Source organism: Sphingobacterium sp. SRCM116780, assembly GCF_021442025.1.
GTDB lineage: Bacteria > Bacteroidota > Bacteroidia > Sphingobacteriales > Sphingobacteriaceae > Sphingobacterium.
The window spans coordinates 4177828-4189575 of the sequence record NZ_CP090446.1 but is presented as its reverse complement, the minus strand read 5'-3'; the positions used below and the strand labels follow the sequence as shown (position 1 = coordinate 4189575).

Below are 11748 nucleotides of genomic sequence, written 5' to 3'. Positions count from 1 at the left end.
AAACTCACATATTATTTCTTATCATTTTTTAATTTATTCAAAAATCCAAAAATCATTTTTTGAATTTCCACGATTTGAGAACACAATTGTTCGCCATGTTCAACTTGCAACAATTTCAGATTTTGAGCTATAATAACTTGCGTTTGCAACTCAAACGAAGAACCATTTGCTATTCCAAGAAAATGGATAAATTCATTAATTGAATTTCTTCCCGCTCCTTCCGCTATATTTGATGCAATGGATACAACAGATCGTTTAATCTGAGAGGAGAGTCCATATTTTTCTTCTGAAGGAAACATCGATACAATTTCATACACTTTTGTAGATAATTCAATTGCTTTGTTCCACACCTTTAATTCTTTCAGATTATGCATAATCTCCTATCTTCAATCTAATGTCTCAAATCTCTTATCTAATTCCTGAGAGGTTTCCTTTTTGTTAACATAAATTGAATACGTTCCAAGGTTTTACGTTCGGCGCATAATTCTAGGAATGCTTTACGTTCGAGATCCAATAGATATTGTTCGGAGACTTCTGTTGGTGCTGATAGATCACCTCCACAAAGGACATATCCTAGTTTTTCAGAGATCTTCTTGTCATGGTCGGAGATGTAATTTCCAGCTCTCATGGAACTCGCTCCCACGTATACAATACCTAAACCTTGGTTACCTAATACTTTGATATTCGTACGTTGTACAGGTTGTATATAGCCTGCATTTGCCAATTCTAAAGCTTTTTCTTTGGCATCAGCAATAAGTCTCGCTTTGTTCATCGTAATCGCATATTTACCTTGTTGTAAATATCCGAGTTCAAACGCTTCAACAGCAGAAGTGGACACTTTAGCGGTTCCAATTGTTAAGAAACGGTCCTTTAATGTATTTTGAACAATTTGATCGTCTTTATATTCATCTGAAGCACGCAAAGCAAATTCTTTGGTACCTCCACCACCTGGGATAACGCCAACACCAAATTCCACTAAGCCCATATAGGTTTCAGCATGTGCTTGAACGAAATCAGCATGCATCGAAAATTCACATCCTCCACCTAAAGTCATTTGAAAAGGTGCAACGACAACAGGGATTGCCGAATAACGCAGACGCATCGATGTATTTTGGAAAGCACGAACAGCCATGTTTAATTCATCATAATCTTGTTCTGCCGCCATCATGAAAATCATACCGATATTAGCACCTGCAGAAAAGTTTTTTCCTTCATTAGAAATCACCAATCCGCGATATTCTTTTTCTGCTAAATCAATCGCTTTGTTTACTCCTTGAATGACATCACCACCGATAGTGTTCATCTTTGTATGGAACTCACAATTGATGATACCATCTCCTAAGTCGATAATCGAGACCCCTGAGTTCTTCCAAATCGTCTTGGTATCACGGATATGATCCAAAACAATTAAATCTTCTGTACCTGGGATAGGTTTATATGACTTGGATGCGATATCATAAAAATGACGAACACCGTTTTCAATTTTATAGAAAGATTCACAACCTGCAGCCAACATATCATGTACCCATTGTGCAACTTCTCCGCGTTGACCGGGTAGACGTTTTTCTTCTGTTTTTATTTTTTCTATAGTTTCACAAACTCCTAGTGCATCCCAAACTTCGAAAGGTCCGATCTCCCATCCAAATCCAGCACGCATAGCATCGTCAATACGGAAGAACTCATCCGTAATTTCAGGAACACGATTGGAGACATACTCGAACAACGGATAGTGCATGGCACGAAACAGCTCTCCTGCTTTATCTTTGCCTTGTTCGTAAACTTTCATTCGTTTACGGATATCCTCAACAAGCTTTGTGGCTTCTAACGTTGCTGATTTTACTTTTCCTTGTGAACGATATGTTAATGTTTTTAGATCTAACGATTGAATTTCAGAATTTCCTTGCGCATCTTTTATTTTTTCGTAGAAACCCTTTTTAGTTTTTTCTCCTAACCATTTATTTTCAACCATTTTGGTAATGAAAGCTGGCAATTGAAAAACTCCTTTTGCTTCATCATCAGGTGCATTTTGAGCCAAGCCATTTGCGACATTCACCAAAGTATCCAATCCGACAACATCTGCTGTACGGAAAGTTGCAGACTTTGGATGTCCCATTGCAGGACCAGTATATTTATCCACCTCTTCAACAGTCAGACCTAATGGTTCAACAAGATGTGTCAGTGCTAACATCGAATAAACACCAACTCTGTTGCCGATAAATGCGGGTGTATCTTTACATAAAACCACTGTTTTACCTAAAAACTTATCACCAAACTCTAATAGAAAGTCCACGACCTTTTTTTTCGTCTCTGGCGTTGGAATGATTTCCAACAGTTGTAAATAACGTGGTGGATTGAAGAAGTGCGTTCCGCAGAAATGATCTTTAAAATCTTCTGAACGTCCTTCTGTCATTAAGTGAATCGGGATGCCTGAGGTATTTGAAGTAATCAAGGCACCTACTTTACGGTATTGTTCCACACGTTCAAATACAGATTTTTTAATATCGAGCCGCTCTACAACGACTTCAATAATCCAATCGCAAGAAGCGATATCCGGCATATTGTCATCAAAATTTCCTGTAGAAATCCTTTTGACAAAAGATTTGCTATAAATAGGAGATGGATTAGATTGGACTGCCGTTTCTAAAGACTGATTGACAATTCGATTGCGCACTAGCTTACTCTCTAAAGTAAGTCCTTTTGCTGTTTCGGCGGGTAGCAATTCTTTTGGAACAATATCCAAAAGTAATACTTCGACACCGATGTTAGCAAAATGGCAAGCGATCCTAGAGCCCATAACCCCAGAACCTAATACTGCTACTTTTCTAATGTTTCTGCTCATTTATGTGATTATTTATGATCAACAGATGGAATACACCTATTCTTGATTGATCGTATTGTATTCTTCTTGATAAGAGGTTGCCAGCTCATTCAATTTGGTCAGTGACTTCATCAATTGAGATCTTTCTTTTTCCGTTAGATTGGATTCTAAATAGTGGTTAAAATTACGTACCACATCTTTCGCTAGCTCTCTTTTTTCTTTACCTAATTCTGTTAAGTAAACTTTAACAGATCGCTTATCAAATTCACTAGCTTCTCGATAAATAAATCCTAATTTTTCTAAATTGTTCAACACACGAGACAAGCTTGTTGTTTTCACTCCTGTTAGATTAGCGATTTGTGATACTGGAGTACCTTCTTTATGGATATTAATTAAAATATAGCCAGCCGCTTGCGTAAAACCATATTGTGTAGCAATTTGGTTATATTTGTTCGCAATAGTCTGCCAACTTATTTTTAAAAAATAATCTATAGTTTTATTCTGATTCATAATTCGCGCTATTATTTACTATGCAAGCATAACAAATCTAATTTATTTTTTTTGAATTTCAAATAGTTAATATTAAATAGTTTAAAATTTACTTTACAGAAATAAATAGGATAAGCATAAAGCTTCAAAATCCATCATTTTGGCTATACCCAATGACAGAACCAAGAATGTGGAAAACTTTTAACAGCTAAAAATCAACCATTTAATACAACAAAAGCATCTGTTACTCACATGCTCGTTTTTATATTCAAAATTAATTCGGTTACATTTGTATAAACAAACATAATTGTATGGCTTTAGTTAATATTCCAAGACTTGACTTGCTAAACTACACTGAAGGAAATTCAGATCAACGCAATCAATTTATCCAAGACATTGGAAAAGCTTTTAACGAAACAGGTTTCGTTACCATTGCTAATCATGGTCTTTCAAAAGAGTTAATCGACGAACTCTACCAAGTGGTTCCTTCTTTCTTTTCTTTACCAGCGGAAACAAAATTGAAATATGAGTTTCCAGAACTTGCAGGACAAAGAGGATATACAACAAAAGGTCGCGAAAAAGCCAAAGACTCCACTACACCAGATTTGAAAGAATTCTGGCAAAGAGGACAAACGATCGTCGGCGAAGAATATAGTAAAACAGACTTTCCAGATAATCCTGAAGTGGCGGAATTACCAAGGTTCAATACAATAACAGCTGAGGTTTACAAAAAACTGGAGGACACGGGACGTCAGTTATTGAAAGCAATTGCTACTTATCTGGACTTAGAAGAAGATTATTTTGAAAAATTTGTCATCAACGGTAATTCCATTTTAAGAGCTATCCATTATTTTCCAATTCTGAATCCTGACGAACTGTCTCCTGATGCTGTTCGTGCTGGTGCGCATGAAGATATCAATTTGATTACCTTATTGATTGGCGCTAGTGCTGATGGTCTTGAAGTGATGACAAAGGATGGAAATTGGTTCCCGATCAAAGCTAAAGGTGAAGATATTGTCATCAATGTTGGTGATATGTTACAACGCCTGACAAACAATAAATTAAAATCAACAACCCATCGAGTGGTTAATCCTCCTCGGGAATTAATGGGTACTTCACGTTTTTCAATCCCTTTCTTTTTACATCCAAAATCTTCCATGAGCTTAGCTTGTTTAGATTCTTGTGTGAGTGAATCCTATCCAAAAGCTTATGCAGATTATACTGCTGGCGAATATTTAGATGAACGTCTAAGAGAAATTGGTTTGAAAATGTAATCAAACAAACTATTTTAAAACAAAAATAAAGCGTTGGGAGGAGATTCCCAGCGCTTTTCTCTTTTATATCAATCCAAACAATTTTATATTTTTAAAGAATAACATCAGGGATTAGAATTTGATTGAAATATACGGCATAAAGCCATTATACTGAACCCAAAGTTAACGACATAACGACTTCAACACTTATATTAATCCAATTTTATGAGAGGCTTTCTTTTATTGCTTTTGTTAATGAGGCGAATACTAAATCATAACTATGGTCAATAAGTTCCATTAATTTCTGATCATTCAGTTGTCGATTTGCATGTACAGTATTCCAATGTTTTTTATTCATATGATAGCCTGGGAAGACTGTTTGCTCATGTTGTTGTCTTAATGTAATGGCATATTCAGGATCGCATTTGACATTAAAAGATAATCCATCAACGCGATCTAGACCAACTAAAAGAAAAACCTTACCTCCTATCTTGAAAACTAATGTATCAGGACCAAATGGTAATTCTTCCGTAACCGCTTTTTTAGCAATACAATATTCTCGAAGTTCTTCTATATTCATCCATTCATTTTTTATTAAAATTAAGAAATAATTGTTATTAGAAAGTTAAATCATCATTTTTTTATCAACAAAAACCGGAAATATGTGAATAAATATTAATAATTTCCAAAATTCATAACATTCTAATTACAGAAGATTTATGCTTCAAGTATTCTTTTATATTTGTAGTTTAACTGCTACCCAATTATAATTTATGAAAAGAGTTTTCTTTCTATTATTATTTTTTTACACATCATTGGGCTTTAGCCAAACCTCCATAAAAGGGAAAGTGCTCGACAAGGGCGAAAGTAAACCTCTCATAAATGCAACGGTGATTTTACTGACTGCTCAAGATTCTATATTAAAAGCGTTTACGCGTACGAATGAGGAAGGAAACTTTACCCTCCAATCGATTGAAAAAGGTTCTTATTTGGTGCTCATCACCTATCCAAAATTTGAATTACATAGCGAAAATATAACCGTTGCAGATACCAAAATTGATCTAAAAGATATCCGAATTAATTCGCGAGCCAATGTGCTTGAAGAAGTGGTTATTACACAGAAATTACCCATTAAAATAAAGGGAGACACTATTGAATATAATGCTGCTAGTTTTGAAACAGAGAAGAATGCAAAACTAGAAGATCTGCTGAGACGATTACCTGGATTGACCGTATCTGCCGATGGAGCAATCACGGCACAAGGGAAGACAGTATCTAAGGTTTTGATCGATGGTGAAGAGTTTTTTGGCTACGATCCTAAAATTGCTATTCGTAATGTTCGAGCCGATGCTGTTGATAAAGTGCAAGTGTATGAAAAAAAATCTGATGAAGCAGAATTAACAGGGGTTGATGATGGTGTACGGATTAAAACGGTTAATGTGGTCTTAAAAGAGGAGGCAAGAAAAGGTATTTTTGGTAACGCAAATGCCAATATTGGAACAAAAGGTTTATTTGACGCCAGTCTTTTTGCTGCTAAATTCAACAAAACAGAACGTATTGGTCTGACAGGTAACTGGAATAATATGGGTGGTAGTAACGATTCTCGCATCCGTTCGAATAGCAGTATCAGTGGCAATCCTGAATATAAGAATATTGGAATCAACTATGATAACAATTTTCTACAAAAAAGGTTAACATTAAATTCCAGCTATAACTTTAACAATAATAGTCTGTCCAATGAAAGAAAAAATTACAATAAACAACTATTACCAGATAAAACCCAGGAAACAACCAGTAGCAATTTTTCAAATGCTGACACTAAAAATCAGAACTTCCGAACACAAATAAAATTCAGAATTGATTCCGTTCAACAGCTAGATGTTCAGTTTAATGCGGATAAGTCAAATGGAAAAAATAGTAATACTTCCGAGAGATCCACGACAAATAACGACACCACATTGATGAATACGTTTAAAGAAAATAGTTCATCATCGAGTAACAATGATAATGCGGATTTACGTTTAAATTATAGAAGGAGATTGAACAACAAAGGAAGATCAATCAATGTGCAGTTCAATACGCAATTATCACAGAATGAATCCACTTCTTTAGTAAAATCAACAACGGATTACTATAAAAAAGGAGCACTTGATAGTACAGCGCTTATAGACCAAAAAAGATTAAACAACAATAGTAGCAACAGAATAGGTGCTTCCTTCAATTTTAACGAAAGGTTACTGAAAGATCTTTCCCTAGCGATAGGTTATAAGTTCAGTAGCTCTACCTCGAAAAATTTAACAAACTCTTTAAATGCAAATAGTCTGGGGGAATATAATAGCTTAGACTCTCTGTATTCTCAGGATGAAGAAAATAACAATATAAATAATGGGGCGAATATTCAATTGAACTACAATATCGAAGATAAATTGATGATTAATATTTCAAATGTTGTTACTTATAAAAGTCAAAAACTAATTGACAGATATCGTGATATTAATCTAAGCCGTAATTTTTGGGACAATAATATCAATGCAAGCTTAAATTATAGAATCTCTTTGAATAAGAACGTAATGGTATCCTATAGCAATGCAAATAATATTCCTTCGTTTAGTCAGTTACAACCTATTCAGCCAGTAAAAAACCCATTATTTATTCAGCTAGGAAATCCAAACTTGAAAAAATCGACGAACAATGCTTATGAAGTATCTTTCAATTCATTTAGCATTTTAAGAGGATCAAGCTTTAATGTAAATGGAAGTTTTTCTTCCACCAATAATCCGATTGTCAATAGACGGGTGATTGATTCGCTGGGTGTGACGACAAGTTCATACGAAAATATAAAAGATCATAGCAATTGGTCCGCAAGAATTTATTCTGGCTATAGCAAACCGATATTCAATAATATACTTCAATTTAATCCAAGTGCTAATTTCGGCTATAGTAATAGTTTTGATTTTATTAATGGTGAGTTAAACAATTCCAAAAACTACAATGCAGATATTGGTTTTGGCATCAACAAACAGAATTCGAAAAATATAGACTTCAATTTTTCAACTAGTATTGGAGTGAATCGTCAAGAGACTTTGTTAAAACCTGAATTGAATAGTAATAGTTTGACAGCTAATATCAATACGGATATCAAATATTTTTTACCTTTTAAATTTGATTTGGTACAGGTCATCAATTATGGTTATACAGGTAAAAATAAATTTTATCCGAAGGCCATCAATCAATTTTATATGAATTTGGAGTTAAACAAAAAGTTGATGAGTAATAATCTTCAATTAAGTTTAAAAGCATTTGATATTTTTAATACGTTTAACACGGTTAGCAGATCTTCTGATACGAGCAGCTTCTCTGAAACAATGCAGAAGATGTTAACGCAATATTTTATGCTGGGTTTAAAATGGGATTTTAATAAAAAATTAGGGAAGAAAAATGACTAGACTATTGACCATTATCTTGATCTTGTTTGTAACAGATTCATTTGCGCAGCATTCGTATTTCGCTCCAAAAGGTATTATTCATTTTGAAAGAGTTGTCTATACGAAAGCAAGAATGCGTGAAATGATGTCTAGTCTCAACAAGGACAATAGAGGAGTGATGTTTAGAGGAAACATCGATGAGATGCCAGAAAGTTCGACATCAAATTTCACCTTACAATTTGACGAAACTCAAACCTTAATGGAACCGAGTGAGTCTACATCAGACGGAAGCCCTAAGCAGACGGATATTCGTATACGTACAGCAAATACAACTGCTCGTGGCAATATGGGAGGTGGTGGTCAAGGAAGGAGACAAGGACAAGGCAGCAACAATAATCGCTCTAGAGGTGGCATGCAAGGTACTCGGATAACGGATAAAATCTATTATCAAAACTTGAAAACCAAAGAATCGGAAATACAGCTTCAATTGGATGAAAAAATAGTGATTAAAGACTCTCTTCCAGATGTTACTTGGCGATTTACAGATGAATTCCGAACAATCGCTGGCTACGAATGTAGGCGGGTCAATGGAGCAACAAAGGATTCATTATATGTCATTGCCTTCTATACAGAAGAGATTCCTGCATCAGGAGGGCCAGTGCTCGTTGGAGGACTCCCCGGGATGATATTAGGTCTTGTAATACCAGAAATGCACATTAATTATTGGGCGACATCCGTAACATTTACCAATGATACTATATCTGGGTCATGGAAAGAAAAAAAAGTGAAAGAAATGACGTCTGCTGAATTTTTTAAGCTTTTATCGGGAACAGTATTTGGAGGAAGGGGTAATAATCAGGCGCAACAAAAAAGACAAATGTTAGAACAGATGATCTATTAGATCGTCTGTTCTAACATTTTTAGCTAAGATAAGATCTGTACTAATTCTTGTTGAATAGCTACACCTTTATCTTGATTATACCATTTTTGGATTTCTTCTTTTATTTCATTGAATTCAGCTCCTTGCTCCTTCATCTTTAAAAATAAATCTGCACATCCTTGTGGTCGCGGTCCCCACACGGCAATATCCTGACCTTGTTCATCACGGATAATCAATTTGGGGATCGATTTACCTCCATTTGTCAAATACTGATCAATGAGAAACGGTTCAGCATCACGTAATTGTATATCAAGCTCGATATTCGGATTATTTTTTACCATTTGATAAATAACGGGAACGGAATGTGCGGCATCACCACACCAAGGTTCTGTAATCAAAATCCAATGTTGTTTCGTCTGAATGCGATTGATAAAAGAACTTGCTTCTGTAGTTGGTTCAAATTTTTTCAGCCAACGATTCATTCTCGACCAATTCAGCTTTGTAAAATTCAAGTACTCTTCATCTTGATAAGCTTGATACTGACTTGGATCGGCTAAAATAGATTCAAAATAAGCAATATATTCTTCGAATTTCATGACATTAAATTTTTTATAATTCTCTAACGGTTTTATCAGGGGGCGAATATGACAAAATTTTACCAAGCAAGCAATTTTGGTAGAATAAACAAACACAGAAATGACAGTTTGTCATCAACTCTGACGTTAAATTGTCAATTTAATACATTTTTGTACAAAAAAAATGATTGGCACAAGGGTTGATTAGATAGCTATACAATTAGATTAGTAAAAAATTAAAATATATAATATGTCTAAAATAATAGGAATCGACTTAGGTACGACCAATTCATGTGTTGCTGTAATGGAAGGTAACGAACCGGTAGTTATTGCTAACAATGAAGGTAAACGTACAACACCTTCTATCGTTGCTTTTGTTGAAGGTGGAGAGCGTAAAGTTGGTGATCCAGCAAAGCGTCAAGCGATCACAAATCCAACTAAAACTGTTTATTCTATCAAACGTTTCATGGGTTTATCATACGATGAATCTATCAAAGAAGCACAACACGTACCATACAATGTGGTAAAAGGCGACAATAATACACCTCGTGTAGAAATTGACGACCGTAAATATACTCCGCAAGAGATTTCAGCAATGATTCTTCAAAAAATGAAGAAAACTGCAGAAGATTTCTTAGGTCAAGAAGTAACAGAAGCGGTTATTACAGTTCCTGCATACTTTAACGATGCACAACGTCAAGCAACGAAAGAAGCTGGTGAAATCGCTGGTTTAACAGTAAAACGTATTATCAACGAGCCTACTGCTGCAGCGTTAGCGTACGGTTTAGATAAAGCACATAAAGACATGAAAATTGTTGTGTTTGACTGTGGTGGTGGTACACATGACGTTTCTGTATTGGAATTAGGTGACGGTGTATTTGAAGTAAAATCTACGGATGGTGATACGCACTTAGGTGGTGATGACTTTGATAATGTAATCATCAACTGGTTAAACGATGAGTTTAAAAACGAAAACAATGGCTTTGACTTGAAAAAAGATCCAATGGCATTGCAACGTTTGAAAGAAGCTGCAGAGAAAGCTAAAATTGAATTATCAAGTACGACTTCTACAGAAGTAAACTTACCCTATATTACTGCTGATGCTACAGGTCCTAAACACTTAGTACGTACATTATCTCGTGCTAAATTTGAGAGTTTAGCTGCTGACTTGATCAAACGTACAATTGATCCTTGTCGTTCGGCTTTGAAAAATGCTGGATTCAATACAGCTGATATTGACGAAATCATTTTAGTAGGTGGTTCTACTCGTATCCCTGCAATCGTTGATGCAGTAAAAGCATTTTTCGGAAAAGAGCCTTCAAAAGGTGTTAACCCGGATGAAGTTGTTGCATTAGGTGCTGCTATCCAAGGTGGTGTATTGACAGGTGAAGTGAAAGACGTGTTATTATTAGACGTTACTCCTTTATCTTTAGGTATCGAGACAATGGGTGGTGTGATGACTAAATTGATTGAAGCAAATACAACTATTCCGACAAAAAAATCGGAAACATTCTCAACTGCTTCAGACAACCAACCATCAGTAGAAATTCATATCTTACAAGGTGAGCGTCCAATGGCTGCTCAGAACCGTACAATTGGCCGTTTCCACTTGAATGATATTCCTTCTGCTCCTCGTGGTGTACCTCAAATTGAAGTAACTTTCGATATTGATGCCAATGGTATCATTAAGGTTTCTGCGAAAGATAAAGCAACTGGAAAAGAGCAAAATATTCGTATCGAAGCTTCATCTGGTTTATCTGACGAAGAAATCAAAAAAATGAAAGAAGAAGCGGAAGCAAATGCGGAAGCGGATCAAAAAATGAAAGAAGAAGCAGATAAAATTAATGCTGCTGATGCATTAGTATTCTCAACTGAAAAACAATTGAAAGAATACGGAGATAAAATCTCTGCAGATAAAAAAGCGCCTATCGAAGAAGGATTAGTAAAATTGAAAGCTGCATATGAAGCTAGAAACTTTGCTGATATCGATACTGTTTCTGCAGCATTACAAAATGCTTGGAACGCTGCTTCTGAAGAAATGTATGCTGCTTCTCAAGGTGGTTCACAACCTCAAGGTGACGCGCAACCAAACAATGGTGGTGCTCAACAAGGTGGTGATGACGTAACTGACGTAGAATACGAAGAAGTTAAATAAGAACTTCTTCTTAAGGATAAAAAAGCTCGAAGATGAATCTTCGAGCTTTTTTTATATCCGTTTATCCAAATTTTAATCTCATACCACTTAGGATTTAAATGATTGGATATAGCTCTCTAGAAGGACGGAAAGAATCCATATGCCGCTACAGTA

The 11748-nt window shown here is 35.4% G+C and carries 9 protein-coding genes; 4 read left to right on the top strand and 5 right to left on the bottom strand.

Annotated elements, in window-relative coordinates; translation table 11 throughout:
- Positions 1-11: 11 nt before the first annotated feature.
- Genes LZQ00_RS18065 through LZQ00_RS18055 form a run of 3 tightly spaced genes read right to left on the bottom strand, consistent with a single transcriptional unit; the run spans position 12 to position 3328 of the window.
- Positions 12-374, bottom strand: a complete 363-nt coding sequence (locus tag LZQ00_RS18065) for a four helix bundle protein (RefSeq protein WP_234510651.1) — start codon at positions 372-374, stop codon at positions 12-14.
- 38 nt (positions 375-412) lie between these two features.
- Positions 413-2839, bottom strand: coding sequence for a 3-hydroxyacyl-CoA dehydrogenase/enoyl-CoA hydratase family protein (locus LZQ00_RS18060; RefSeq protein WP_234510650.1), 2427 nt, complete (start codon positions 2837-2839; stop codon positions 413-415).
- Between the two features lie 36 nt (positions 2840-2875).
- The gene (locus LZQ00_RS18055) at positions 2876-3328 is read right to left on the bottom strand and encodes a MarR family winged helix-turn-helix transcriptional regulator (RefSeq protein ID WP_234510649.1); all 453 of its coding nucleotides are present in this window, start codon (positions 3326-3328) and stop codon (positions 2876-2878) included.
- Positions 3329-3618: 290 nt separating this feature from the next.
- On the opposite strand from LZQ00_RS18055, the gene LZQ00_RS18050 reads away from it, so the two are divergent.
- Positions 3619-4581, top strand: a complete 963-nt coding sequence (locus LZQ00_RS18050; RefSeq protein ID WP_234510648.1) for an isopenicillin N synthase family dioxygenase — start codon at positions 3619-3621, stop codon at positions 4579-4581.
- A gap of 202 nt (positions 4582-4783) precedes the next feature.
- On the opposite strand, the gene LZQ00_RS18045 is transcribed toward LZQ00_RS18050, so the two are convergent.
- Complete coding sequence (locus tag LZQ00_RS18045; protein ID WP_234510647.1) at positions 4784-5140, bottom strand: MmcQ/YjbR family DNA-binding protein; 357 nt, start codon at positions 5138-5140, stop codon at positions 4784-4786.
- 193 nt (positions 5141-5333) lie between these two features.
- Between LZQ00_RS18045 and LZQ00_RS18040 the strand changes: the two genes are divergently transcribed.
- Positions 5334-8006 carry a TonB-dependent receptor domain-containing protein gene (locus LZQ00_RS18040; protein ID WP_234510646.1) on the top strand — a complete coding sequence of 891 codons (2673 nt, stop codon included), beginning with the start codon at positions 5334-5336 and terminating at the stop codon, positions 8004-8006.
- Positions 7999-8886 carry a GLPGLI family protein gene (locus LZQ00_RS18035; RefSeq protein WP_234510645.1) on the top strand — a complete coding sequence of 296 codons (888 nt, stop codon included), beginning with the start codon at positions 7999-8001 and terminating at the stop codon, positions 8884-8886. The genes LZQ00_RS18040 and LZQ00_RS18035 overlap by 8 nt, the downstream gene beginning before the upstream one ends.
- 23 nt (positions 8887-8909) lie before the next feature.
- Here LZQ00_RS18035 and LZQ00_RS18030 read toward each other — a convergent pair whose 3' ends face one another.
- A complete protein-coding gene (locus tag LZQ00_RS18030) occupies positions 8910-9461 on the bottom strand; it encodes a thioredoxin family protein (RefSeq protein ID WP_234510644.1) in 552 nt (183 codons plus the stop codon).
- Between the two features lie 229 nt (positions 9462-9690).
- Here LZQ00_RS18030 and dnaK point away from each other — a divergent pair, with 229 nt between their 5' ends.
- Positions 9691-11595, top strand: a complete 1905-nt coding sequence (gene dnaK / locus LZQ00_RS18025) for a molecular chaperone DnaK (RefSeq protein WP_234510643.1) — start codon at positions 9691-9693, stop codon at positions 11593-11595.
- Positions 11596-11748 lie beyond the last annotated feature (153 nt).